We start from the raw sequence: 25,701 nt of genomic DNA, 5'->3' as shown, positions 1-25,701 counted from the left end.
GCGAGGAGGCGTCCGGGCGGATGAGCGAAGCGACCAGTTCGACACAGGTCGAGGCGTTGTTGCGGCGAAGCAACCGGCTTGGCGCGGACCCGCGCAACACGAACTACGCCGGCGGCAACACCTCCGCCAAGACCACGGCCACCGACCCGGTGACGGGCGGTGACGTCGACCTCCTCTACGTCAAGGGCTCGGGCGGCGACCTCGGCACGCTCACCGAGGCGGGTCTCGCCGTGCTCCGGCTCGACCGGCTCCGCGCGCTGACCGGCGTCTACCCCGGCATCGAGCGCGAGGACGAGATGGTCGCCGCGTTCGACTTCTGCCTGCACGGCAAGGGTGGTGCGGCGCCGTCCATCGACACCGCCATGCACGGGCTCGTCGAGCAGGCGCACGTCGACCACCTGCACCCCGACGCGGGCATCGCGTTCGCGACGGCCGCCGACGGGCCGGAGCTGACCCGGCGGTGCTTCGGCGAACGGGTCGTCTGGGTGCCGTGGCGACGGCCGGGATTCCAGCTCGGCCTGGACATCGCTGACGTCCAAAAGAACAACCCACAGGCGATCGGGGTCATCCTCGGCGGGCACGGCATCACCGCGTGGGGCGCCACCAGCGACGAGTGCGAGGCCAACGCCCTCGACATCATCGCGACGGCCCAGCGCTACCTCGACGACCACGGCCGCCCGGACCCCTTCGGCGCGGTCGTCGTCGAGCCGCTCTCGCCGGCCGACCGCACACTGCTGGCCGCCCGCATCGCACCGGCGATCCGCGGGCTGGTGTCCACCGACCACGCACAGGTCGGACACTTCACCGACTCGGCCGGCGTGCTGGACTTCCTGGCTCGCGAACGCCTCCACGAACTGGCCGCCAAGGGCACGTCGTGCCCGGACCACTTCCTGCGCACCAAGGTCCGCCCGCTCGTCCTCGACCTGCCGCCGACCACCCCGATCGACCAACTCCTGGCCCGGCTCAAGGAACTGCACGACGCCTACCGCGCCGACTACCGCGCCTACTACGAGCGGTACGCCGACGCCGACAGCCCGCCCATGCGGGGCGCGGACCCCGCGATCGTGCTCGTGCCCGGCGTCGGCATGTTCAGCTTCGGCGCGGACAAGCAGACCGCCCGCGTGGCCGGCGAGTTCTACGTCAACGCCATCAACGTGATTCGCGGCGCCGAGTCGGTGTCCACCTACGAGCCGATCGAGGAGCGGGAGAAGTTCCGCATCGAGTACTGGGCCCTCGAAGAGGCGAAGCTCAAGCGACGTCCCAAGCCCAAGCCGCTCGCGACGCGGGTCGCGTTCGTGACCGGCGGCGGCTCGGGCATTGGCAAGGCGACCGTATTGCGACTGCACGCCGAGGGCGCCTGCGTCGTCGTGGCGGACCGCGACGCGGACGCGGCCAAGCAGGTCGCGGCCGAACTCGGCGAGACCGCCCTCGCCGTGACGGTCGACGTGACCGACGAGAACGCGATCGCCGAGGCTTTCCGTACGACCATATTGGCGTTCGGCGGGGTGGACCTCGTGGTGAACAACGCGGGTCTGTCGGTCTCGAAGCCACTGCTGGAGACCACCGAGGAGGAGTGGGACCGCCAGCACGACGTCATGGCCAAGGGGTCGTTCCTGGTGTCCCGCGAGGCCGCGCGGATCATGATCGAGCAGGCCATCGGTGGCGACCTCGTGTACATCGCCAGCAAGAACGCGGTGTTCGCCGGGCCGAACAACGTCGCGTACGGCGCGGCGAAGGCCGACCAGGCGCACCAGGTCCGGCTGCTGGCCGCGGAACTCGGCGAGCACGGCATACGAGTGAACGGCATCAACCCGGACGGTGTGGTGCGTGGCTCGGGCATCTTCGCCGGCGGCTGGGGTGCGCAACGGGCCGCCGTGTACGGGGTCGAGGAAGAGGAACTCGGCGCGTTCTACGCCAAGCGCACGCTGCTCAAGCGCGAGGTGCTGCCGGAACACGTCGCGGCCGCGGTGTTCGCGGTGTGCGCGGGCGACCTGTCACTCACGACCGGGCTGCACGTGCCGGTGGACGCCGGGGTGGCGGCGGCCTTCCTCCGATGAGCGTCCGGGTGGCCGCCGCCGACTTCGGCGCGGCGAGCGGGCGGGTGATCGTCGGCGAGGTCAGCCCCGATACGGTCGTATTGCAGGAGGTGCACCGGTTCGCCAACCGGCCGGTGCGGGTCGCTGGCACGCTGCACTGGGACATTCTGAGCCTGTACCAGGAGATGCTGGGCGGGCTCGACGCGGCGGGGCAGGTCGACGGTATTGGAATCGACTCGTGGGCCGTGGACTACGGGCTGCTCGACGCGGACGGCGCGCTGCTCGGGAACCCGGTGCACTACCGGGACGAGCGGACCGCACACGCACGGGACAACCTCGACCGCCTCGGCGCGCAGGAGCTGTACGCGACGACCGGCCTGCAGTTCCTGCCGTTCAACACGATCCACCAGCTGGTGGCCGAGCGGCGGCTGGGGCCGGCGCGGCGCCTGCTGATGATCCCCGATCTGCTCGCGTACTGGCTGACGGGCGAGCAGGGCGCGGAGGTCACCAACGCGTCCACCACCCAGCTGCTGGACGTGCGGACCCGGAAATGGGCCACGGGGTTGATCGAGAAGATCGGCGTGGATCCCGCCCTGTTCCCGACACTGCGCGAGCCCGGGACGGTGATCGGCACGGGTCCCGCCGGCACCCCGGTGATCGCCGTCGGGTCACATGACACGGCCTCCGCGATCGTCGGGGTGCCGGCGGAGAACGAGCGGTTCGCCTACATCTCCTGTGGCACCTGGTCGCTGGTCGGAGTGGAAGTCGGTCGACCTGTGCTGACGGAAGCCAGCAGGAGAGCCAACTTCACCAACGAGTTGGGGGTGGACGGCACCGTCCGGTACCTGCGCAACGTGATGGGTCTGTGGTTGCTACAGGAGTGCGTGCGGGAGTGGCACGCGGACACGGCGGAACTGCTCGCCGCGGCGGCGAAGCTGCCGAAGGGCGGCGTGATCGACCCGGACGATCCCGTGTTCCTGCCGCCGGGGGACATGCCGGCCCGGATCGTCGACGCCTGCCGGCGCACGGACCAACCGATACCGGTCGACCGACCTGCCATCGTCCGGTGCATTGTGGACAGTCTGGCCGACGCGCACCGGCGGGCCGTCGAGGAGGCGCAGGAGCTGTCCGGCAGGGCCGTCGACGTGGTGCACGTCGTGGGTGGCGGTGCGCGGAACTCGTTGCTGTGCCAGCTGACCGCGGACGCGTGCGGGCTGCCCGTGCTCGCCGGTCCCGTCGAGGCGACGGCGCTCGGCAACGTGCTCGTGCAGGCCCGCGCGCTGGGCGCGGTCCGTGGCGACCTCGCCCAGCTGCGGTCCCTCATCCGTGGTAGCCAGCAGGTGACCCGTTACGAACCCTCAGGCCGCGTCTAGCTCCGCCAGTTCCTCGGCCGACAGGGTCAGGTGCACGGCGCCGGCCGAGTCACGGATCGTCTCCGGGCGCGACGAGCCAGGGATCGGGATCACCACCGGCGCCTTGGCGAGCATCCACGCGAGGCACACCTGCTGTGCGCTGACGCCGTGCGTGGCACCGATCTTCGCGAACGGGGCGAAGCGCGAGCCCAGCTCACCGGCTCGGCGGATGCCGCCGAACGGGCTCCACGGCAGGAAGGCGATACCGAGCTCGGCGCACAGCACGAGCTCCGGCTCGCTTGACCGGAAGTCCGGCGAGAACTGGTTCTGCACCGACACGAGCCGGCCGCCGAGGATCTCGTTCGAGAGCTTGATCTGCTCGGGGTTCGCGTTGGAGATGCCGGCGTAACGGATCTTGCCCGCATCCAGCAGGTCGCGGATCGCGCCGACCGAGTCCGCGTAGTCGACCCTCGGGTCGGGACGGTGGAACTGGTACAGGCCGATCGCGTCGACACCGAGGCGCTTCAGCGACGCCTCACACGCCTGCTTGAGGTACTCCGGCGAACCGTTGACCTCCCAGCCACCGGTGGCGGTGCGGGTGTGTCCGCCCTTGGTGGCGACCAGAACCGCCGAGGTGTCGCCGCCGAAGCTCGCGAGCGCGCTCGCGATGAGCGACTCGTTGTGCCCGATGTCGGAGCTGTCGCGCGAGTAGGCGTCAGCGGTGTCGATCAGGGTGACGCCGGCTTCGAGGGCGGCGTGGATCGTGGCGATCGACTGCCGCTCGTCCGGCCTGCCCTCGAGCGACATCGGCATGGCGCCGAGCCCAACAGCACTGACCTGGGTGTCGCCGATGCGACGAGACTGCATGCTTCCTCCATGTAGGTTTGTCTGCTTCCAGCCTTCCGTGTCCTGATTAAGCTGTCCAACAGAAGTCTTCGATCGGGTTAAGCAGTTCGGGTGATGAATCGTGGAGTTGCGACAGCTTGCCTACTTCGTGGCGGTCGCCGAGGAGTGCCACTTCACGCGCGCGGCGAAACGGCTGCACGTGGCGCAGTCCGGTTTGTCCGCGTCCGTGCGGTCACTGGAGAAGGAACTGGGCGCCGACCTGTTCGTGCGGAACACCCGGCAGGTGCGGCTGACCCCGGCCGGCACGGCCTTGCTGACCGAGGCGCGGCGGACACTGGCCGCGTCGTCCGCGTGTGTCGACGCCGTCGCCGCCGTGCAGGGGCTGCTGCGCGGCAGCCTCACGCTCGGGACGCTGCAGTGCCTGCACGTGGTGCACCTGCCGACCGTGCTGGCGCGGTTCGTGTCGACCTACCCGAGCCTGGACATCGAGCTGCGGACGGGTGGTTCCGGCGAGCTGACGGCCATGGTGGCGCAGGGAAAGCTGGACGTGGCGTTCGTCGCGCGGCCGGCGGTCCACCCGGACGAGGTGGCGGTGGCGCCGCTCGCGAGTGAGCCGATGATGCTGGCCTGCGCCCCGACACACCGGCTGGCGTCGGCGCCACGGGTGCCGGTGGCCGCGCTGGCCGGCGAGCGGTTCGTGGACTTCGCGCCAGACTGGGGGCCGCGCGACCTGGTGGACTCTGTCGTCGGCAACCGGCACGTGGCGCTCGAGGTGACCGACGTGCACTCGCTGCTCGACATGGTCGCGTGCGGGCTCGGCGTGGCGCTGGTGCCGCAGTCGTTCTCGGTGAAGACCGACAAGGTCCAGTTCGTCGGGCTCGCGGAGAAGGTGCCGAAGTGGGAGACCGTCACGGTGACCGCGGCCCCGGCGAGCGCGGCGGCCACCGCGCTCGTGGCGGACGTGCGCAGGGCGGCGGGCTTGACCTCCAGATAGGTCGAGGTCGCCGGACGGCGGTGTCGGAGCGTCGCCCTGGGACCCATCACGACGTGGTGGGTCCTCTTCCGGCGAGTTGCTCCAGCACCAGCAGCAGCGCCGAGTGGTCGAGGTCGCCGTGGCCCTGGACGCGGGCGGCCGCCACCAGCTGCGCGACCACCGCGCCGAGGGGGAGCGGCACGCCGGACTCGCGCGCGGTGCCGAGCGCGATGCCGAGATCCTTGTGGTGCAAGTCGATCCGGAAGCCCGGCGGGAACTCGTGCCGCAGCATGTTCGCCGACTTGCGCTCCAGCACCGCGCTGCCCGCGAGGCCGCCGGACAGCACCTCGACGGCCGGCTTCAGGTCGACACCCTGCGCGTCAAGGAGCGTCAGCGCCTCGGCGACCAGGCCGATCGTGCCGGCGACGATCAGCTGGTTCGCGGCCTTGACCGTCTGGCCCGCGCCGGTCGGTCCCACGTGGACGATCGTCCTGCCGACGACCTCCAGCACCGGCGAGGCGGCCGCCACGTCGGCAGCCTCACCGCCCACCATGATCGACAGTGTGCCGTCGACCGCGCCCTGCTCGCCGCCGCTGACAGGTGCGTCGAGCGCACGCAGCCCTGCTTCCTTCGCTTGCGCGGCAACGTTCTTGGCCGTCGACGGCGCGATCGTGCTCATGTCGATCCAGAGCGCGCCGTGCGCGGTGAGCACGTCGCCGGCCACGGCCTCCACATCGGGGGAGTCAGGCAGCATCGTGATGACGATCTCGGCGTCGCGGACAGCTTCCTCGACGCTGTCCGCGGCAGCGCCGCCCTGCTCGGCGAACCGTGCGGTCTTCTCGGGGCTCCGGTTGTAGCCGGTGACCTCGTACCCGGCGCGGACGAGGTTGACGGCCATGGGCATGCCCATGATCCCGAGCCCGATGAACGCGATCTTGGCCATGCCCCGATCTTATGCCGGCACTCCCAGCCCACCCGCGATGTCCAGCTCCTGACCGGTGAACTCGCCGGTCAGCAGCGGCATCGTCGCCGCGATGGCCGCCTTCACCTCGGGCAGCTCCAGTGATGCGGCGTGCGCCTCCTTGCTGGCCCAGACCTCGTTGACCCAGATGAGGTCCTGGTCGCTGTCCGAGGTGCCGACGACGTAGAGGTCACAGCCCGCCGCACTGAGGCCGTCGGCGCCGTCGACCAGTGTGGCCACGACCTCGTCCCGGTGGCCTGGCTTGACTCGCATGGTTCCGAAGTATCCGTATCGCACGGACGGGGATGCTGCCATGCGGCGCGCCACGGTTATTGGACGAACGCGACAGGCTTAGGGTCGAGGACATGGTGAAGGCAGCGGTGCTGATGAAGCAGGGCGGGCGGCTCGAGGTGCGGGACATCTCCCTCGGCGAGCCAGGGCCCGGTCAGGTGAAGGTTCGTGTCCACGCCGCGGGGGTGTGCCACTCCGACCTCTCGCTCGCCAACGGCACGTTGCTGCAGGAGGTGCCGGCCGTGCTCGGGCACGAAGGCGCGGGGGTCGTCACCGCGGTCGGGGACGGGGTGGACCGGGTGGTCGTCGGCGATCACGTGGTCCTGAACTGGTCACCAGCCTGCCGGGAGTGCTGGTTCTGCCTGCGGGGCGAGCCGTGGCTGTGCGTGCACGCCGACGACATGGCGCGCGAACCGTACGCGTCCCTCGACGACGGCACGCCGGTCTACCCAGGGCTCGGCACGGCCGCGTTCGCCGAGGAGACGGTCGTACCGGCCGCGGGTGTGGTGAAGGTGCCGCCGTCCGTGCCGATGGCCCACGCCGCGGTGCTTGGCTGCGCCGTCCAGACCGGCGCCGGGGCGGTGTTCAACACGGCGCGGGTCCGGGCCGACGAGTCGGTGGTGGTCGTGGGGCTCGGTGGGGTCGGCCTGTCCGCGCTGCAGGCCGCTCGTGCCGTCGGCGCCGGGCCGATCATCGGCGTTGACGTGAGCGAGGCCAAGGCCGACCTGGCGGCGCGGCACGGGGCGACCGACTTCCTCGTCGCAGGCGAGACCACCGCCAAGGCCGTGCGGAAGCTGACCGGCGGGCGCGGTGCGGACCACGCATTCGACTGCGTCGGCCTGCCGGCCACGATCCGCACCTCGTGGTCGGCGAGCCGACGCGGCGGCTCGGTCACCGTCGTCGGCGTCGGCAGCAAGGCCAACCTCGTCGAGTTCTCGGCTCTGGAGCTCTACTGGTTCGGCCGCACCCTGCACGGCTGCGTTTTCGGGTCAAGTGACCCGGATGTCGAGATCCCCCGGCTGCTCGGCCTCGCCGAGGAGGGCAAGCTGGATCTCGCCGCCCTGGTCTCCGATACGACCGACCTGGCCGGCGTCAACGACGCGTTCGAGCGGTTCGGCACCGGCGCCAGGACGATCGTCGACTTCACCAGCTGACCGGGAGTCTGTGCAGGCCGTACACGGACGCGTCGTCCTTGAACGGCAGCTCCGACATCGGCACCGCCACCCGCAGGGTCGGGACGCGGGCGAACAGCGTGTCGAACGCGACCTGCAGCTCGACCCGGGCCAGGTTCTGACCGAGGCACTGGTGCGCGCCGTACCCGAACGCGATGTGGTTGCGCGCGCCGCGGTCGATGTCGAGGCTGAACGGGTCCGGGAACACGTCCGGGTCGTGGTTGGCGGCGTTTCCCAGCGTCAGGACGCCCTCGCCGGCCTTGACCTCCACGCCGCCGACGACCGTGTCCCGGACGGCGACGCGGGAGGTCACGAACTCGGCGATCGTGAACTCCCGCAACAGTTCCTCGACCGCGCCGAGCGTCTTCGCCGGGTCGGCACGCAGTGCCGCGAGCTGGTCCGGGCTGTTGAGCAGCGCCAGCGTGCCGAGCGAGATCATGTTGGCGGTGGTCTCGTGCCCCGCGATCAGCAGCAGCACCGACAGGCTGACGATCGCGTCGTGGCCCTGTGTGCCTTCCTCGCGGTGTTTGACGATCTGGCGGCCGATCAGGTCGTCGGTCGGCTCGCTCTCCTTGGCGGTGACCAGCTTGTCCAGGTAGTTCCACAGCTCGTCGTTCGCGGCGCGTGCCTCGGCCGGCGTCACCGTGTGGGACAGCAGCGTCTTGGACCGGGACTGGAAGAAGTCGTGGTCGGCGTAGGGCACGCCGAGCAGTTCGCAGATCACGAGCGAGGGCACCGGCATCGCGAACTCCGACACCAGGTCAGCTGACCTGGACTCGTTCGCCAGCATCGCGTCGAGGTGCTCGTCGACGATCTCCTGGATGCGTGGCCGGAGGGCGGCAAGTCGTTTGACCGTGAACTCGCCGACCACCGCGCGCCGGGCCGGCCCGTGCTCCGGCGGGTCCATCATGATCAGCGACGGCTTGATCTTCTGCTCCCGGCGGACCCGCCGGCCGCTCGCGGCCGGAAAGTTCGGATGGGCGCGGTCCGACGAGAGCGCGGGGTCGGTGAGCACGGATCGGACGTCGGCGTGCCGGGACGCCGCCCACACCTCCTGCCCGTCGCCCAGTGTCACCCTGGTCATCGGCCCTGGCTCGGTCACCGACGCGGCGCCGTGGAACGGGCACGCCCGTGGCGGGAACTGCTCCATCACTACCCCTTGATCCGGAAGAAACTCGTCCGCTTGTAATCGACAGTAGCCAGCTCGCGGCGCTCCGTCCACACCGGGCGCAATGGGATAATCCGTGAATGACCACTCCGGACACTCCGTTACGGGCGGACGCGCGCCGCAACCGCGACCAGATCCTGGTGGCGGCGCGGGAGATCTTCGCCGAGCGGGGCGCCGACGTGCCGATGGAGGAGATCGCCCGCCGCGCGTCGGTCGGTGTCGGCACGCTCTACCGGCGGTTCGCCGACCGGGAGTCGCTGATCCGCGCGGTCTTCTTCGAGACGTTCCGTACGGTGGCCGAGGAGACGCGGGCGGCGGTGGCGGAGGAGCCGACGGCATGGGCGGCGCTGCTGCGGATCATGCGACAGTCGGCGCTGCTACACGTGAGCGTCACGGCGAAGTCGGCACGGATCACCGCGGTGGTGAAGGCGGATCCGGAGACATCCCGGATGCGGGAGAACCTGCTCGACCTACTCGACGAGGTCGTCCGCAGGGCGCAGGCGGAGGGTACGCTGCGCCGCGACGTCGCCGTCGGCGACCTCGCGATGCTGTTCATGTCCGTGGTGAACCAGGTCCACGCGGTGACATCGGAGGCCGCGGGACTCGCCCCGGGCCGCGTACTGGCGATCATGATGGACGGGTTGCGCGCGCCCGCCCCCGGCGAGCTGCCCGGCCGGCCACTGACGCGCGCTGACCTCGTCTTCGAGGGCTAGTCACTCCTCCTTGAGCGAGAGTGCCTGGCTCGGGCAGAGATCGATGGCGTCACGCACGTTGTCGAGGACGTCACCCTCGGCGTGGTCGGTCAGCAATACGACCGTGCCGTCCTCATCGCTCTGGTCGAACACCCTCGGCTCGGTGAGAGCGCACTGACCGGCGCCAACACAGCGGCCGGTGTCCGTGACGATCCGCATGGCTCGAGTCCTCCTATGTCACTGCGGGAACGATCTCGACCGTACGCCGTGTGACCCGCGTCTCGCCTCACTGGTGTCACGAATCTCGCCAATACCCAGTCCTGGTTGCGACGAGAGGAGATTCAGCCATGACAACACGGATCGTGGTGCTCGGCGGGGGCTACTCGGGGCAGCCGGCGGCCCGGCTGGCGGCACGTGCCAAGGACGTCTCGGTCACCCTCGTGAACGAGCGCGACCTGTTCGTCGAACGCGTGCGGCTGCACCAGCTGGCGGCCGGGGAGGAACTGCGGGAACGGCCGCTGTCGGACCTCCTGGCGGGCACCGGCGTCCAGCTGGTGGTCGACCGGGTCGTCACCATCGACCCGGAGGCCAAGTCGGTCGTATTGGCCAGCGGCGACACCCTGTCGTACGACACGTTGATCTACGCACTCGGCAGCCGCATGGGCGGGCAGACCGTGCCGGGAGTGGCGGAGCACGCCCTCACCGTGGCCACGCACGAGGAAGCGGTGCTGCTGCGGGCGCGGATCACCGACGGCGGCGTGGTCACGGTTGTCGGCGGGGGACTGACCGGCATCGAGGCGGCCACGGAGCTCGCCGAGCAGTACCCGGCACTGAAGGTCCGCCTCGTCACCGACGGCGTGTTCGGCGCCAGGCTCTCGCGAAAAGGGCGGCAGCACCTGCACCGGACCTTCGACCAGCTGGGTATCGAGCTTCGTGAGCAGGCAGCGGTCCGCGAGGTACGCGTGGACGGCGTGGTGCTGGCCGACGGTGAGCACGTCGGGTCGGACCTCGTCGTGTGGACGATCGGCTTCACCGTGCCACGTCTGGCCACCGAGGCCGGGCTCGCGGTCGACGAGCACGGCCGGCTGCTCGTGGACGACACCGGTCGGTCGACTTCCCACCCGGACGTCTACGGCTGCGGCGACGCGGTGGCCATGCACATGTCCGGTGGTCAGGAGCTGCGGATGGCGTGCGCGACCGCGATGCCGGTGGCACAGCACGCGGTGCGCGCGATCCTCGCCCGCAGGGACGGCCGGCCCGCCAAGCCGTTCCGGTTCCGCTACGTGAACCAGTGCATCAGCCTCGGCCGCCGCGATGGGCTGATCCAGTTCGTGAACCGGTACGACGAGCCGGTCGAGGCCGTGCTCACCGGCCGGCTTGCCGCGCTGTACAAGGAAACCGTGGTGCGCAGCGCCTTCCAGGTGCAGCGCCACCCGTCGTTCCCGACGAGCTTCTAGCGGTCCCGGATTTGTCGAACTCGGCGGTCCGGAGTGTTGGACACGCGGGTCTCGGGCGTTGGACACGCGAGTTGCGTCATGATGTACGGCTGTGGACTCCACCCGAGTGGACCGCTGGCTGTGGGCGGTCCGGCTGACGAAGACCCGATCGGACGCGGCGGCGGCCTGCCGGGGCGGGCACGTCCGGGTCAACGACCGCCCGGCCAAACCCGCGACGACCGTGACCCCCGGCGACGAGGTCCGCGTCCGCTCGGGCGGCACCACCCGCGTCGTGGAGGTGGTCCGCATCATCCAGAAGCGGGTAGGCGCCCCGGACGCGGCCACCTGCTACCTGGACCGCACCCCGAAACCCCCACCGGAAGCCCTGCTCCCGGTGGCGCGCCGCGACCGCGGCGCCGGCCGCCCCACCAAACGCGACCGCCGCCTGACAGACAAACTCCGCCAACGCTGAAAACCCGCGAGTCGCGCGTTCAGCCCCCGCGAGTCGCGCGTTCGGCCCCTGCGAGTTACGTTTTCAGGAACGCCCGGGTGTACACGAAAACGAAACTCAGGGGTGCTGAACGCGCGACTCGCCGGGGCCCAAAGCGAGACTCGCGAACTGTTAGCCCAGTTGTTGGTCCACGAAGCACCAGCGCCAGGTCTCGCCCGGTTCGAAGCTGCGCATCACCGGGTGGCGTGAGTCGTGGAAGTGCTGTGTCGCGTGGTTTCCCGGGGAGGAGTCGCAGCAGGCGACGCGGCCGCACTTGAGGCACATTCGCAGGTGCACCCAGGTCTGGCCCTCCGCGACACACTCGTCGCACTTGTCCGGCGAGCTCGGTTCGATGTCCTTCCACTCGTGGTTCAGGTGCTTGCACGAACCGGCCGTGGCGGCGGGCGTGCGCAACTCGCGGCCGAGCATCTCCTCGTCGTCGAAGTCGTCCTGGTCGAGCATCGACTCCTCGATGTCGAGACGCTCCATGACCCGCCGCAGCACGACGTCGTCCGCCGTGCCGTTGTCGCGGGCCCGCAGGCATTCCTCGCGTTCCGCGTGGAGCATGGCCAACCGCAGGCGCCGGTACGTGTCGCTGGGGGTCTCCGGCAGCTGGCTGCGCCGGCCGAGCTGCTCCCACGCCGAGTCGGTCCGGTCCCGCAGGCGGTCCCTCAACCGCTTGACGACGTCCTCCGAGTCGTTCGGCCCGCGCAGCTCCTCCAGCTTCGCGAGCGCCACCCGCGCCATGTCGTTGAGGACCGCGGCCTCCTGCAACGCGTCCTCCGCCGGGTCCGGCCTTGGCAGCTTGAGTCTTCTGATCAGACCGGGCAGCGTCATGCCCTGGATGACCAGTGTGCCGGCCACGACGACGAACGCCGCGAGCACGAGCACCGCCCGCTGCGGGGTGTCGGCGGGCAGGATGAACGCGGCGGCCAGCGTGACCACCCCACGCATCCCCGCCCACGCGATCACCGCGGAGTACCGCCACGGCCAGACGTGCGCCTTCTTGGGGCGCCAGCTGCGCATGACGCGCTTGGCGGTGCCGATCCCGAGGAGCCACAGGACACGGGTGAGGATCGTCGCGCCGAGCACGGCAGCGCAGATGCCGACGACGAGTCCTGGTGGCAGGTCGCTGTCGGCCACCTGCTCGATGATCGACCGCAGTTGCAGGCCGATCAGCAGGAAGACCATGTTCTCCAGCAGGAACTGGATGGTCTGCCAGTTGTGCCGGCTCGCCAGCCGCGCGGAGCCGGACAGGATGACCGGTGACTTGTGGCCGAGGATGATCCCGGCGACGACCACGGCCAGCACCCCGGAACCGTGCACCTCCTCGGCGAGGATGTACGCGACGAACGGCACGGCGAACGACAGCGCGGTGTCGGTGACGAGGTCGTCGAGGCGGGCACGCACGAACACGACCGCGAACCCGACCAGGACGCCGGCGACCGCACCGCCGACGGCGGCGAGCAGGAAGTCGAGACCGACCTGCCACAGGGTGATCGACCCGGCGATCGCGGCGATGGCGGTCCGCAGGGCGACCAGCGCGGCCGCGTCGTTGAACAGGCTCTCGCCCTCGAGCAGGCGGACCAGCTTGCGTGGCATGCCGGTGCGTCGCGCGACCGCACTCGCCGCTACTGCGTCAGGTGGCGCCACGACCGCGCCGAGCGCGATGCCGGCGGCGAGCGGCAGATCGGGCACCACGGCCCATGCGACAACCCCGACGCCGAACGCCGTGAACACCACGAGACCGACCGACAGCAGCGCGATCGGTCCACGCAGCTTCCGGTAGTCAAGCAGGGAGGTCTGGATGGCCGCCGAGTACAGCAGTGGCGGCAGCAGCCCGACCAGCACGACCTCGGGGGACAGGTGGTACTCCGGCACCCCCGGCACGTAGGAGGCCACCACGCCGACACCGATCAGACAGAGTGGTTCCGGCCAGTCAAACCGCCGCGCCACGGTGGTCACCACCAGTACCGTCACCACGAGCGCCACAAACTCAACCGCGACATGCACGCGTCAATGATGGCCTGTGCGCCCGCCGAAGGAGACCATCGGTTCCCCGTCGCTATGATGGTCGGATCCGACCATTGGTTAGCGGAAACCGAAGTTGACCAATCCTCCCGGGCCTCGGCGTCGAAGCTCCGGTGATCGGGCAACAAACAATCGGTTCCGATGGTCCATGATGGACCAGGTACCGCTACCATCTCGCGCGGGTCGGGGAGAGTTGGGGCTTGCTTGTGTTACAGGGGTTTGCTCGGAAGGTGTTCCGGCGGCAGCGGCGCGTGCGGGACTCCGCCAGTTTCGGGGCCGCGTCGCTCGGTGTGTTGCTGCTCGTCGGCGCAGCGCTCGGCACCGGTGTGGCCAGAACGGCCGTCGACGTCGAGGACGGGCTGACGTGGCTGCCGGACAACCCGCGCGGCGAGGTCGTGCAGGTCAACCCGGCGTCCGGACGGCCGGAGGTCCGGCTGCAGGTCTCCGGCGGTGACGCGCAGCTCGACATCACGCAGAAGGACGGGCTGCTGGTCATCCTGGACCGGCGCAACGGCCAGATCACCTCGCTCGACCTCGCCACACTCCTGGCGAGCGGGCGGCGGCAGGCGCCGCCGGGGCCCACGACCAAGGTGCTGGTGTCCGACGGTCGGATCTACGTGGTGGATCGCACCGCCGGCACCGTCGCCAACGCCGATCCGGTGACGCTCGCGGACGTCGGCAAGGCGTGGCGTGCCGGCAAGCCGCTCGCCGACGTGGTCGCCGACGACGACGGCGTCGTCTGGGCCGTCGACCAGGACGGGCGCCTCCACGCGCTCGAGTGGTCAGGTGACCGCAAGGAGTTCCGGCGGAAGTCCAGCGAGTCGATCCGCGGCGCGGGCCCCGCCACCGTGCTCGTGCCGCACACCAAGGGCGTGACGCTGTTCGGGCTCGACGGTGGCGTGGTCCGCCAGGTCGGCACCGGGCAGGACGTCAGCGGCTCTCTCCAGAAGGTGCCCGGCGAGGTGCTCGCCGCGAAGAGCAGCCCACCCGGGCTCGTGCCGGCCGCGGTGCCCAGCCAGGGCACGGTGGTGATCGTCGCCGGTGACCGCGTGGTGCGGGTCGACGTCGCCGCCCTCGGCTGCCAGGAACCCGCCAGGCCGGTCGTCTTCCACGACAAGGTGTACGTGCCGTGCATGGGCGCGGGCAAGGTGATCGTGCTGGACAAGTCCGGCAAGCGCGGCGGGAAGGACGTGTCGACGCCAGGTGACGGCGACCCGGAGCTGGTCTTCGACGACGGCCGCCTGTTCATCAGCACGCCCGGGGCCGAGCGCGGCGTGATCGTGGACGCGGACGGCTCGACCCACGCGGTCACCATCCGCAGCCCCGAGCTGCAGGTGGTCGACCCGGACCGGCCGCCGATCCCCGAGGTCCCGACGCCGCCGCGGCCCAGTCCCCGGCCCGAGACCCCCGACAACCGCGGCGACAACCGAAACGATCCGCGCCCACCGGACGAGCCCGGTCCCGGCGTCCCTGGCAGTTCTTCCACCGGGTCCGGTGAGCCAGGCGCCGGCCAACTGCCGGACGCTCCGACCGGCGTCACGGTCACGCTGGTCAGCCGCACGGCCTCCGACGTGGTCGTGTCCGTCAGCTGGACCGCGGCGGATGACAACGGCGAGAAGGTCACCGGCTACACGGTCGAGGGGACCGGCGGCTTCACCGGCGGCAAGGTCGACACGCAGACCACGAGCACCAGCACGCAGTTGACGATCTCGTGCGCCGGCACCACGTTCTGCACGGGCGGTCAGCTCGCGGTCGAGGTCACGGCGTTGAACCCGGTCGGGGAGAGTGCGCCCGGCACCCACTCGTTCACGGTGCCGGCGGAGCCCACCACCCAGAACCCACCGCCGGCCAACACCCCGCCGCCCACCGAGAACTCGACCCCGCCGCAGCCGCCGCCGAACACCCCTCCGCCCGCGGAGCCGCCGCCGAACACCCCACCGCCCGCGACGGTGCCCGCCGCGGGCGCGACGGTGATCACTGGTGTCACGTCCCCCAACGGTGCGAAGAACAACACCCGCCGGCTCACGACGAGTCCGCCCGCCGACTGGGCAGGCCACGACGGGTCGTGCGAGCTGTACAACACCTCGCTCTCGTCCGGGCAGGCCATCTCGTGCACGGCGACGACGGTGGACGTGTACGTGGAGACCGACGACTCCTACGTCTACGTCGTCCGGGCCCGCGCCCGGGACGGCAGCCGGTTCGTCGACTCGGCGTCGAAGTTGGTGCGCGGTCCTGTGGCGCCGCCCGAGATGTGCGGCAAGGTCTACTGCGTCGGCGGCGGCAAGATCGTCGAGCTGACGCCGACCTCCAAGTCGGTCGACTTCGGACAGGCGGGCGCCGGTCTCGGGCTGCTGGTCATGGCAGTGCTACTGCGGTTCGTCGGCCGGCGGCCCAAGGACGAGGAAGAAACTCCATGACCGCCGTTGCCGGACCCGGCATCGGCGAGCGGGACATCGCGGCCTTCCGCCACCTGCACGGCCAGGTGGGGGACGCCATCGAGACCGCGGTGCGCGGCAAGCGCCCCGTGGTGGACCTGGTGCTGGTCGCGATGTTCGCCGGCGGGCACGTCCTGCTCGAGGACGTGCCCGGCACCGGGAAGACGACCCTGGCCAGGGCGGTCGCCGGCGCGCTCGGCGGGTTGTCCCGCCGGGTGCAGTTCACCCCCGACCTCCTGCCGTCCGACGTGACCGGGACCTCGGTGTACGACCCGCGCTCCGGCCAGGTGAACTTCCGGCCAGGCCCGGTGTTCGCCAACGTCGTGCTCGCGGACGAGATCAACCGCGCGGCGGCGAAGACGCAGTCCGCGCTGCTCGAGGTGATGGAGGAGCGCACGGTCACGGTCGACGGCGTCGGGCACACCGTGCCGGAGCCGTTCCTCGTCGTGGCCACGCAGAACCCGATCGACCTCGACGGCACCTATCGCCTGCCCGAGGCGCAACTCGACCGGTTCATGCTGCGCACGTCCATCGGCTACCCGGAGGCCGGTTTCGAGTTGGACGTATTGCGACCCGGCAGCAGCGCCGGCCGGGTCGGACAGGTGCCAACCGTGACCAGTCCGGCCGTCGTGGCCCAATACGGTCGACTTCTCTCCACACTGCATGTGGCCGAGCCGATCCTGCGTTACATCAGTGACCTGGGCATCGCGACGCGCGAGAACCCGAAGCTGCGACTCGGTGCCAGCACCCGCGGCCTGCGGGCGCTGGTGCGGGCCGTGCAGGTCTACGCCGCCGCGCAGGGCCGGCACTTCGTGGTGCCCAGCGACGTCCAGCGCCTCGTCGGCCCGGTCCTCGCTCACCGGTTGGTGCTCACCAGGGAGGCGTTGCTGGCCGGCGCGACCACCGAGGACGTGGTGGCGGAGGTCGTCGACCGCGTGCCGGTGCCGCGCCCACAGGGACAGTGAGCGGCCGCGTGCGCCTCACCCCGCGCGGGGTGAGCGCCCTCGTGCTCGGCATGCTGCTGACCGGGCTCGGGCTGTGGTGGCGATATCCCGGTTTGACGGGGTTCGGCGCCGCGCTCGTGCTCATGGTCGTGGCGGCCGTCGCGACGGTGATCGTGCCGGCGCCCGTGCGGGCGGCACGCACCGTCCGGCCCCGCACCGTGCACCGGCTCGGCCGGTGCGCCGGCACCCTGGTGCTGACCAGCACGAGTCGTCGTTTCCCTGTCCGGCTCGACGCCGTGGACCTGATCGGTGGCACCCCGATCGGGATCGACGTGCCGGTGCTGCGGCCCGGTGCGGAGTCGTCGGTCGAGTATCCGGTTCCGACCACACGCCGGGGTGTCCTGCCGATCGGGCCGCTCGAACTGCGGCGCCCGGGGTTGGCCGGGCTGGCCGGCTCCCGGGTGTCGCTCGGGGACGTGACCGACGTGCGGGTGGTGCCGAGGGTGCTGCCGGTACGCGGGCTGCCGTCCGGGGTGCGGCGTGGACACGTCGGCGCCGACGAGCGGGTCGAGCGTGGCGGCACCGACCTGGTGGGGCTGCGGGAGTACGTGCCGGGTGACGACCTTCGCCGGCTGCACTGGGCGACGAGCGCCAAGACCGGTGTGCTGATGGTGCGGGAGGACGCCGATCCGGCCCGCCCGCACCTCGCGGTCCTGCTCGACGACCGCGCGGGCAGCCACCCGGACGAGGACGGGTTCGAGGACGCCGTCGAGACGGCCGCGTCGCTACTGACGGCCGCGGTCGCGGGCGGACACCCGGTGCGGTTGATGTCGGCGTCCGGCGGGGTCGACGTGGAGGTGCCCGCCGGTGTGCTCGAGGACGACTCCGCGCTGGCCGCGCTGGCCGACATCCAGCCGGTGTCCGATGTGGACGCGATGCTGTCGGTGCCGCAACGGGATCTGGACGTCGTGGCGGTGATCTCCGGCGGCGGCGCGGACCAGGCGTCGCTCCTGCTGGAGGCCGGCCGCGCGTCCGTCGGCGTGGTCCTGGTCGTCGACCGGGAGGCGGACACACCGTCGACGCACGCCGTCGGCGGCGCGCTGATCCTGACCGGACCGCGGGTGGAGGACCTCGTTTCGTTGTGGGACACGGTGGTGGCGCGATGAGCGAGCTTGCGAGCGAATCATCGGCCGTGAAGGTGCCATGGTCGATCGTCGTGCTCGTGGTCGGGGCTGTCCAGCTCGCCGCCGGCTGGGCGGACATGACGGCCGCCGCGGTCTTCGGCGGCGCGGTCCTTCTCACCTATGGCGTCGTGTTCGGTGCGAAGGCGGTGCGGGTGCCGGCGAGCTTCATCGTGCTGGCCGTGCTCACCGCCTCGGTCGTTGGCGCCTACTACGCGGCACCGGCGTCCGGGCCGATGCAGGCGGTGATCGACTCCGTGCCGCGGCTGCTGACCGCGCCACGGCCCGCGCCGGTCACCGCGGGACTGCTGGTGCCCGGTGTGCTCCTGGTCGTCGTCGTGGCGCTGGTGAGTGCACTTTCCATGCAGGGTAAGGGAAAGGCGCTGGTGGTTCCCGCGGCCGGCGGGGCGGTGCTGTACGTGGCGGCGGCGTTGCTGACGGCGGGCCGGGCGGACCCGCGCGGGTTCGGCGCGCTGGCACTGCTCGCGGTGACCGGCCTCGGCTGGGTGGTCATCGACCGCGGTCGGCGGCGCGCACCCGTTGTGCCGCAAGCCGTTCTGGTCACGGCGCTGGCCGCCGCCGCGCTGGCGGCCACGCTGCTGCCCGCCGGAAGGCCGTTCGAGCCGCGTGAGCTGGTGGAGCCGCCGGTGAACGACCTGCCGGTGACGAGCCCACTGCCGCAGCTGGCGTCGTGGGCGGCGGCCGGCGACACCGAGCTGTTCCGCTTGATCGGCAAGGAAACACCGATGCGGCTGGTGGCGCTCGCCGACTACAACGGCGCCACCTGGCAGGCATCCACCTTGTACGGTCCACTCGGCACGGTCGCGGCGGCGGACCTGCCCTCCGGCGCCCGGCAGGTCTCGACCGAGGTCGAGGTCACGATCGGCAAGCTGACCGGACCGTGGCTCCCGGCCCCCGGCCGGCCGACGGCGACGGACGTCGCCGACGCCGTGGTCGACGTGAGCTCCGGGTCGATGGTCCTGCCGAGCGGCGCCCGGCAGGGCTTCACCTACAGCGTCAAGTCCACTGTGGACGCTCCGGAGGATGCCGACCTGCTCGCCGCGACCGTGCCGACCGATGGCGCGGCGCAGAAGTACCTCGCACTGCCGAAACTGCCGTTCTCGCTGGCCGAGTACGCCCGCCGCACCGTCGCCGACGCGCGTACCCCGTTCGAGAAGGCGGTGGCCATCGAGGAGGTGGTCCGCGCGGGGCGGCAGCCGGACGCCGAGGCTCCGGTCGGGTCGTCGTACGCGCGGCTGGAGGAGTTCCTGTTCGGCGCGCCGGGCACGTCCGGGGCGCAGGAGGGCACCGCGGAGCAGTTCGCGTCGGCGTACGCCGTGCTGGGGAGGGCGGTCGGGCTGCCGACCCGCGTGGTGGTCGGGTTCCAGCCTGTGCGGCCGGGTCCGGACGGCACGGCGGTGGTGCGTGCCGTGGACGCGACGGCGTGGCCGGAGGTGTACTTCGCCGGATGGGGCTGGGTGCCGTTCGACCCGGTGTCGGGCACGGACGACGGGGCCGGCTCGGCGTCCCGGCGCGAGGTGATCAACCGCCTCGCCACCCCGACGCCCACTCCGTCCACACCGGCCGCGAGCGGGCCACCGCTGCCGTCGACGCCCCGGACGCCTGACGCGGCCGCGGCGCCCCCGGTGCCCGCCTCGAAGCCGTGGTACCTGGTGCTGTTCGCGTTGCCGATACTCGTGTTCGGACTGTTGGGCGGGTTGCGTGCCGGTCGGCGGGCGCGGCTGCGCCGGGCCGGGGCGACCGGGGCGTGGGCGTACGTGCTGGACTCGTTGCTGCTGGCCGGTCGCACGCCGGTGCGTAGCTCGCCGGCGCCGGAGATCGCCGGAGAGCTGGCGAATCCGGCCGCGACGCGGCTCGCCGTGCTCGCGGACCGGGCGGCCTTCGCACCCGAACCCGCGCCGGGCGAGCTGGGACGCACCGCGTGGCCGCTCGCGCTACAGGTCCGCGCCGCTCTGCGGCGGCGGGTTCCCTGGTACCGCAGGCTTTTCTGGGCCGTGGACCCGCGCCCACTCTGGCGCCGCTGACGCGGTGGGGCGGCCTCCGGCCCCCGGTTGCCAGCGTACCGGGGGGCACCGACATTTTCGGGGGCCGTGCGCGGGGGCTGTGGACAACCGCGGAAGCCCTGCTCCAGCATGACGCGCGGGCCGGCCCTGTCCGCTGTCGCGCGTTGTTCCGGCTCGGTGGGAGTGCCCGGTCAGCGGTCCGTGCAGACGGACTCCGACGCGCCGCGTTGGATGTCCGGGCGGTCGAGGCCGATGCCGATGATCTGGAAGCAGTACTGGTCGGCGCTCGGGTCGAGGTCGTTCACCGTGTAGGTCGTCTCGTCGACCACCGTCGCCAGCGCGACCCGTTCGGTGTCGGTCACGTCCACGACGACGAACTGGGCGTTGCCCTCGGTCGGGTCCGTCCACGTCAGCGTGATGCTGTCGCCGTCGTCCCGCAGCGGGGCGAGGGTGGGCGCGAAGGCGGGGTCGCTGCCCGTGGGGGGCGGCGGGGTCGTCGTCTGCGGCGGTGGCGCCGCCGTCGTGGTCGTGGTCGTCGCGGTGGTGGTTTTCGGCGGCTCCGCCTGGTTGTCCTGGCGTTCGAGGAAGGTCGGGACCAGCAGGCCTATCGCGCCGCCGAGGAGCACCGCGGCGATGCCGATCCCCAGCATCCGCCGGCCTTTCCGCCGCCGTTTCGGGCGGGCGATGGTCGTGGTCGGGTCCGGGTCGTGGTGCGGCTGCGGCGGGTACCAGGGCGCCGGCGCGGGCAGGATCGCGACCGGCGGCGGCTCCTCCGGTTGGTACGTGGGTTGGTAGTTCGCCGGTGTGGGGCCGAAGTCCGGGATGGACTGCCGGTCCGAGATGCGCACGGTCAGCCCGGCCAGGTGGCTGTTCGGCCCGGCGATCGTGAGGTCGCGGTCCGCTGTGGACGGCTGGGGCGGCGGGGGAGGTTCGGGTGGCGGCGCGGTTGGGCGCGGACCGAAGTCCGCGATCGGTGGGGCCGGTGTCCAGCCCGGCCCTCCGGTCCGCACCGCGGCCAGAGCCGCACGCAGGGCGCCCGCGTCCGGGAACCGGTCCTCGCGGTTCTTGCTCAGGCAGCGAGTGATGATCGCGACGAGGTCGTCGGGCACGTCGGAGCGGCGGATCGGGCGCGGCTCGTTCGACCGGACCCGGTCCAGGTAGGACAGCACCGTGTCCTCGTCCGGGTTGTCCGACGAGAACGGGGGTGCGCCGTCCAGCAACGTGAACAAGGTCGAACCCAGCGACCACTGGTCGTCCGCGGGGGAGGGGTCGGTGCCATTGATCATCTGGGGTGCGGCGTGGCGGTAGCTGACCATCTGCAGTGACGTGGTGTGCCCGGCGTCGGTCATCCTGGCGATCCCGAAGTCGGCGAGCACGTACGACGTCGGCAGCACGAGGATGTTCTGCGGTTTGACGTCCCGGTGCAGGAACCCTTGCACGTGCGCGAAAGCGAGCGCGTCGGCCACCGCGGTCCCGGCGGCGACCGTGTCCTCGACGGGCAGCGGGCCGCGTTCCTTCAGCCGGTCCTGCAGCGACCCGTTGTCGTAGTACTCCATGACGATGCACGGCCGGCCGTCCGGCGTGGTGCCGGTGTCGATCACCGTGACGATGTGCGGGTGCTGGCGACCGAGCCGCACGGTGATTTCCAGCTCTCGGCGGAACCGGGCCAGCCGCGAGGGATCGCTGACGTTGATCACCTTGACCGCCACGAACCGGTCGAGACCGTCCTGCCGCGCCCGGTAGACGGTGCCCTCACCGCCCTGGGCGATCTGCTGGAAGTCGCTGTAACCGGGCAGCCGCATCACACCGGTTTGTTCGTCACGCGAGGGCTGGTCGGTTTGCTCGCCGGGTCTTGGTCCCCACGCGCGAAGTTCGGCGTCCGGGTCGGTCACCGGCCCAGTCTAGGGATGCTCGTCCATCCGTCGAGGCCGACCGTCGAAAACGACCGTTGCGGCCGATGCTCGCGTACGTATACTCGCCTGCAAGTAATCGCGAACGAGGAGAGATCGATGCCGCGGAAAGTGGCGAACCTGCTGGCACTCGCCGTGCTCGGCACCGTGGTCCAGCGCCCCATGCACCCTTACGAGATCGCGTCGTTCCTGCGTGCCCGCGGCAAGGGCGCCGACATGGAGATCAAGTGGGGATCGCTCTACACCGTGGTGCGCAACCTGGCCAAGCACGAGTTCATCGAGGTCGTCGACAGTCAACGGGCGGGAGCGCGGCCGGAACGCACGATCTACCGGATCACCGACGCCGGCCGCGCCGAGCTGCGGGACTGGACCCGCGAGCTCGTGGCCACGGCACCGCCCGAGCACCCGCGCTTCAAGGCCGGGCTGTCCATGTTGTCCGTGCTGCCGCCGGAGGAGGCCGCGGCCGCCCTGCGGGAGCGGCTCGACGAGCTGGACCAGGCGACTGCCGCGCAGCGTGCCCTGCTGGCCGAGCACGCGGACGTACCCAGGCTGTTCCTGGTCGAGATCGAGTACGAGCTGGCCGTCCGCGAGGCCGAGGTGACCTGGGTGCGCGGGCTGCTGGCCGAGTTGACCACGGAGACCTTCCCCGGCCTGGCGGCCTGGCGGACATGGCACGCCACCGGGGAGATCGCACCAGAGCACGCCGAACTGGCGGAACGAGGAGCACACAGGGAGGAACCAGATGAGTAGGACAAGAAGCGCGCTGGTGATCGGCGGCGGGGTGGCGGGCCCGGTCGCGGCGCTGGCACTGCGCAAGGCCGGCATCGACGCGACCGTGTACGAGGCGTACCCGAGCACGGCGGACGGGATCGGCGGCACGCTCGCGATCGCGCCCAACGGTCTGGCCGCGCTCGACCTGGTCGGTGCCCGCGAGGCCGCCACGGCCGGCGGGTTACCCATCACCAGAACCGCGATGTCCTTCGGCGGCAAGGAAGTCGAGTTACCGAGGCTGGACGGCCTGCCGCCCATGCGGCTCGTCCACCGCGCGGACCTGTACCGGGCGCTGTACGACGTCGCGGTGGCCGAGGGCATCCGGTTCGAACATGGCAAACGGCTGGTGGCGTTCGATGACGACGGCAGCGCCAGCTTCGCCGACGGCACCACCGCGACGGCCGATGTGTTGGTCGGCGCGGACGGCGTGCACTCGACCGTGCGACGCCTGATCGACCCGGCCGCCCCCGGCGCCGGCTACACGGGCATGGTGGGCTTCGAGTCCGTCGTCGACCGGCCGGTGCCCACCGAGGTCGGCACCATGTACTTCGCGTTCGGCAGGCGGGCGTACTACCTGTACTGGCGGCGCCCGGACGGTCGTACCGGCTTCGGTGCCAACCTGCCGTGGGAGCGGCCGATGAGCCTGACCGAGGCCAGAGCGGTGCCGGCCGACGACTGGCTCCGCCGGCTGCGGGAGGTCTACGCCGACGATCCCGGTGGCGACCTGGTCCGGGCCATCACCCCCGACCAGCTCACGGTGACAGGGTCGTTGCACATCATGCCGAGCGTGCCGCGCTGGCACCGCGGCCGTGCCGTGCTGGTCGGCGACGCCGTGCACGCGCCGTCCAACAGCTCGGGGCAGGGCGCCTCGCTCGCCATCGAGAGCGCGGTCGAGCTGGCCCGCTGCCTGCGTGACCTGCCGGACGCCGCCTCGGCGTTCGCCGCGTACGAGCGGCTGCGCCGGTCCAGAGTGGAACGGATTGCCGCCAACGCGGCGAAGGTCAACCGCGCGAAGGCACCCGGCCGGCTCGCCAGGGCCGCGATGCCGCTGTTGATGCGGGTGCTGATGAAGACGGCCATGCGCCCGGAGAAGGCGTTCGGCCCGGTGCAGCGACACCGCATCGACTGGGCGGTGCCGGTTGCCGATGCGGCGGTACCGACCGCGTGAAAGCATGCCGTCCGTGGTCCCTGATCTTTCGGACGATCTGTGCGCGCGCCTCCGCGACGCGTTTCTCACCGCCGGCTACACCGCCGACGGCGTCGTCGAGGTGCTCGGTGCGCAGGCCCATGCCGCGCTCGGGCGGGGTGAGCCGGAGCCGGCCCGCCGCGCCAGCCTGGACGCCGGCCCGGTCGGCACGCTGATCCGGCTGTTCCTGCTCGGCGACGTCGAGCCCGAGACCGCCATCCACCGGGCGCTCGGTCCGGTGGGCCTCGACGAGGCGATCGCCGCGCGGATCGTCACGCCGGACGGGCGCGCCGGCCTGGACATCCGGCCGTACGAGGCCAACTGGTGGGTCGTGGCGGACCTCGACGCCGACCTGCGGGGTGGCGCCGTACCCGCGGACCACGTGCTCGGCGTCGGGCACGCGTCGATCAACCTCGCCCGCGCGACGACCCGCCGGCCCGTCGGCACGCTGCTCGACCTCGGCACCGGATGTGGCGTCCAGGCTTTGCACGCGAGCACCCACGCGTCGACGATCACCGCCACCGACGTGTCCGCGAGGGCGCTCGCACTCGCGCGGGCCACGTTCCGGCTCAACGAGCTGGACGTCGAGCTGGCCCGCGGTGAGTGGTTCGAGCCGGTCCAGGGGCGCCGGTTCGACCAGGTGGTGTGCAACCCGCCGTTCGTCGTCGGGCCGGCGCGGGTCGACTACACCTACCGCGACTCGGGCCTCGCGGGCGACGGTGCCAGCGCGATGATCGTGCGGGAGCTGCCGTCCTATCTCAACGAGGGCGGGGTGGGACAGCTGCTCGCGTCGTGGCTGCACCGCCGCGGCGAGGACTGGGCCGACCGGGTGCGGTCGTGGCTCCCGGGCGGGGTGGACGCCTGGTTCGTGCAGCGGGACATCGCCGACCCCGGGCTGTACGTCGGCACCTGGCTGCGGGACGCGGGCATCGACCCGCGCTCGGCGGAGGGCCGGACGAAGGCGAACGCGTGGCTGGACTGGTTCGCGGCGAACGACGTCGAGGGCGTCGGTTTCGGCTACGTCACGCTGCGCCGCACCGACGGGGACACCGAGGTGGTGTGCGAGGACCTGCGGCACGCCTACGACGACCCGCTGGGCCCGGAGGCCGGGCGGTGGCTCGACAACGTGGCATGGCTGCGCGACCACGACAAGGAACTGCTGGCGACTCGCTTCGCCGTGCCGCCGACGGTGGTGCTGGAGGAGGTGTCGTCCCCGGGCGAGGACGGCTGGGCACCCGTGGTGCGGCGGCTGCACCGCATGGACGGCCCCGGCTGGCAACACGAGGTGGACGAACCGACGGCGAAGCTCCTCGCCGGCTGCCAGGGCGCGCTCCCACTCGAGGACCTGATCGCGTTGCTGGAGTACGCGTACGGCGAGATCGACGTCGACGCCGCACTGCCCGTCATTCGCGACCTCGTGCTGCACGGGATGCTGACGCCCGCCTAGCCGCTGCGGACGGCGTGGTCGGCGCAGATGCCGACGTCCTGCGACGGGGGTTTGGCCCCGCCATCGCGCCGCGCTGCTTCCGGTGCAGCACAAGGCAACCGGCCGGGTGCTCGTGCCGGGTGTGATCGCGCGGCTCGGGGCGGCCCGCCACCGCGGGTTCGGCCAGGCTGAGCCGGTCGCGGTAGGTCCAACCTTGCCGTGCGGCTCCTCCTCGTGAGGAAGCCCGCGACGGTGTACGCGCGCACACAGCTCCACGGCAGGTGGGCGGCGAATCCGCGATCGTTGATCAACGCCAACACAGATGGTTGCGTAGGCATCCCCCACCCATACCCGGGGGGCCACCCCGAGGCCATCG

The 25,701-nt window shown here is 71.5% G+C and carries 21 protein-coding genes; 14 read left to right on the top strand and 7 right to left on the bottom strand.

The window, feature by feature from the left end; translation table 11 throughout:
• Window positions 1-20 precede the first annotated feature (20 nt).
• Together VF106_RS07185 and VF106_RS07180 are read left to right on the top strand one after the other, a co-directional pair.
• On the top strand, window positions 21-2,057 hold the full coding sequence (locus VF106_RS07185) for a bifunctional aldolase/short-chain dehydrogenase (protein ID WP_330838789.1): 2,037 nt from the start codon (window positions 21-23) through the stop codon (window positions 2,055-2,057).
• On the top strand, window positions 2,054-3,409 hold the full coding sequence (locus VF106_RS07180) for a rhamnulokinase (RefSeq protein WP_330838788.1): 1,356 nt from the start codon (window positions 2,054-2,056) through the stop codon (window positions 3,407-3,409). Before VF106_RS07185 ends, VF106_RS07180 begins: the two co-directional genes overlap by 4 nt.
• On the opposite strand, the gene VF106_RS07175 is transcribed toward VF106_RS07180, so the two are convergent.
• Window positions 3,395-4,255: an aldo/keto reductase gene (locus tag VF106_RS07175; protein ID WP_330838787.1), complete on the bottom strand. Its 861-nt coding sequence runs from the start codon at window positions 4,253-4,255 to the stop codon at window positions 3,395-3,397. The genes VF106_RS07180 and VF106_RS07175 overlap by 15 nt on opposite strands.
• A gap of 100 nt (window positions 4,256-4,355) precedes the next feature.
• Here VF106_RS07175 and VF106_RS07170 point away from each other — a divergent pair, with 100 nt between their 5' ends.
• Window positions 4,356-5,228 (top strand): LysR family transcriptional regulator, encoded by an 873-nt coding sequence (locus VF106_RS07170; RefSeq protein ID WP_330838786.1) that lies wholly within the window; start codon window positions 4,356-4,358, stop codon window positions 5,226-5,228.
• Between the two features lie 46 nt (window positions 5,229-5,274).
• Here VF106_RS07170 and VF106_RS07165 read toward each other — a convergent pair whose 3' ends face one another.
• Both VF106_RS07165 and VF106_RS07160 read right to left on the bottom strand, forming a co-directional pair.
• A complete protein-coding gene (locus tag VF106_RS07165; protein WP_330838785.1) occupies window positions 5,275-6,150 on the bottom strand; it encodes a 2-hydroxy-3-oxopropionate reductase in 876 nt (291 codons plus the stop codon).
• 9 nt (window positions 6,151-6,159) lie between these two features.
• Window positions 6,160-6,441, bottom strand: coding sequence for a putative quinol monooxygenase (locus tag VF106_RS07160; RefSeq protein ID WP_330838784.1), 282 nt, complete (start codon window positions 6,439-6,441; stop codon window positions 6,160-6,162).
• Between the two features lie 92 nt (window positions 6,442-6,533).
• On the opposite strand from VF106_RS07160, the gene VF106_RS07155 reads away from it, so the two are divergent.
• On the top strand, window positions 6,534-7,613 hold the full coding sequence (locus VF106_RS07155; RefSeq protein WP_330838783.1) for a zinc-binding dehydrogenase: 1,080 nt from the start codon (window positions 6,534-6,536) through the stop codon (window positions 7,611-7,613).
• Here VF106_RS07155 and VF106_RS07150 read toward each other — a convergent pair.
• Window positions 7,603-8,781, bottom strand: coding sequence for a cytochrome P450 (locus VF106_RS07150; RefSeq protein WP_330838782.1), 1,179 nt, complete (start codon window positions 8,779-8,781; stop codon window positions 7,603-7,605). The two genes, VF106_RS07155 and VF106_RS07150, sit on opposite strands and share 11 nt — an antisense overlap.
• Before the next feature lie 98 nt (window positions 8,782-8,879).
• Between VF106_RS07150 and VF106_RS07145 the strand changes: the two genes are divergently transcribed.
• Window positions 8,880-9,512, top strand: coding sequence for a TetR/AcrR family transcriptional regulator (locus VF106_RS07145; protein ID WP_330838781.1), 633 nt, complete (start codon window positions 8,880-8,882; stop codon window positions 9,510-9,512).
• Here VF106_RS07145 and VF106_RS07140 read toward each other — a convergent pair whose 3' ends face one another.
• A complete protein-coding gene (locus VF106_RS07140; RefSeq protein WP_330838780.1) occupies window positions 9,513-9,710 on the bottom strand; it encodes a ferredoxin in 198 nt (65 codons plus the stop codon).
• A 128-nt stretch (window positions 9,711-9,838) separates the two neighbouring features.
• Here VF106_RS07140 and VF106_RS07135 point away from each other — a divergent pair, with 128 nt between their 5' ends.
• Both VF106_RS07135 and hslR read left to right on the top strand, forming a co-directional pair.
• Complete coding sequence (locus VF106_RS07135; protein WP_330838779.1) at window positions 9,839-10,948, top strand: NAD(P)/FAD-dependent oxidoreductase; 1,110 nt, start codon at window positions 9,839-9,841, stop codon at window positions 10,946-10,948.
• Between the two features lie 91 nt (window positions 10,949-11,039).
• Window positions 11,040-11,399, top strand: coding sequence for an Hsp15 family ribosome-associated heat shock protein (gene hslR, locus VF106_RS07130; RefSeq protein WP_330838778.1), 360 nt, complete (start codon window positions 11,040-11,042; stop codon window positions 11,397-11,399).
• 150 nt (window positions 11,400-11,549) lie between these two features.
• Here hslR and VF106_RS07125 read toward each other — a convergent pair whose 3' ends face one another.
• Window positions 11,550-13,430 carry a Na+/H+ antiporter gene (locus VF106_RS07125; protein ID WP_330838777.1) on the bottom strand — a complete coding sequence of 627 codons (1,881 nt, stop codon included), beginning with the start codon at window positions 13,428-13,430 and terminating at the stop codon, window positions 11,550-11,552.
• Window positions 13,431-13,678: 248 nt separating this feature from the next.
• On the opposite strand from VF106_RS07125, the gene VF106_RS07120 reads away from it, so the two are divergent.
• Genes VF106_RS07120 through VF106_RS07105 form a run of 4 tightly spaced genes read left to right on the top strand, consistent with a single transcriptional unit; the run spans window position 13,679 to window position 20,053 of the window.
• Window positions 13,679-15,865: a fibronectin type III domain-containing protein gene (locus VF106_RS07120; RefSeq protein WP_330838776.1), complete on the top strand. Its 2,187-nt coding sequence runs from the start codon at window positions 13,679-13,681 to the stop codon at window positions 15,863-15,865.
• Window positions 15,862-16,848, top strand: a complete 987-nt coding sequence (locus VF106_RS07115) for an AAA family ATPase (RefSeq protein WP_330838775.1) — start codon at window positions 15,862-15,864, stop codon at window positions 16,846-16,848. The genes VF106_RS07120 and VF106_RS07115 overlap by 4 nt, the downstream gene beginning before the upstream one ends.
• 8 nt (window positions 16,849-16,856) lie before the next feature.
• Window positions 16,857-17,993, top strand: a complete 1,137-nt coding sequence (locus VF106_RS07110; RefSeq protein ID WP_330838774.1) for a DUF58 domain-containing protein — start codon at window positions 16,857-16,859, stop codon at window positions 17,991-17,993.
• Window positions 17,990-20,053: a transglutaminase TgpA family protein gene (locus tag VF106_RS07105; RefSeq protein ID WP_330838773.1), complete on the top strand. Its 2,064-nt coding sequence runs from the start codon at window positions 17,990-17,992 to the stop codon at window positions 20,051-20,053. Before VF106_RS07110 ends, VF106_RS07105 begins: the two co-directional genes overlap by 4 nt.
• Window positions 20,054-20,223: 170 nt before the next feature.
• Here VF106_RS07105 and VF106_RS07100 read toward each other — a convergent pair whose 3' ends face one another.
• Entirely contained in the window at window positions 20,224-21,924 is a 1,701-nt protein-coding gene (locus VF106_RS07100; RefSeq protein ID WP_330838772.1) for a serine/threonine-protein kinase, read from the bottom strand.
• 117 nt (window positions 21,925-22,041) lie between these two features.
• On the opposite strand from VF106_RS07100, the gene VF106_RS07095 reads away from it, so the two are divergent.
• The 3 genes from VF106_RS07095 to VF106_RS07085 are packed head-to-tail and all read left to right on the top strand — an operon-like array spanning window position 22,042 to window position 25,346.
• On the top strand, window positions 22,042-22,692 hold the full coding sequence (locus tag VF106_RS07095; RefSeq protein WP_330838771.1) for a PadR family transcriptional regulator: 651 nt from the start codon (window positions 22,042-22,044) through the stop codon (window positions 22,690-22,692).
• Window positions 22,685-23,881: an FAD-dependent oxidoreductase gene (locus VF106_RS07090; protein WP_330838770.1), complete on the top strand. Its 1,197-nt coding sequence runs from the start codon at window positions 22,685-22,687 to the stop codon at window positions 23,879-23,881. Before VF106_RS07095 ends, VF106_RS07090 begins: the two co-directional genes overlap by 8 nt.
• 4 nt (window positions 23,882-23,885) lie before the next feature.
• Window positions 23,886-25,346: a DUF7782 domain-containing protein gene (locus VF106_RS07085; protein ID WP_330838769.1), complete on the top strand. Its 1,461-nt coding sequence runs from the start codon at window positions 23,886-23,888 to the stop codon at window positions 25,344-25,346.
• Window positions 25,347-25,701 lie beyond the last annotated feature (355 nt).

Origin of the sequence: Actinophytocola sp. (assembly GCF_036378875.1) — a bacterium.
GTDB lineage: Bacteria > Actinomycetota > Actinomycetes > Mycobacteriales > Pseudonocardiaceae > Actinophytocola.
Note: the sequence above shows the minus strand (reverse complement) of the source record. Positions and strands in the feature narration are given on the sequence as shown.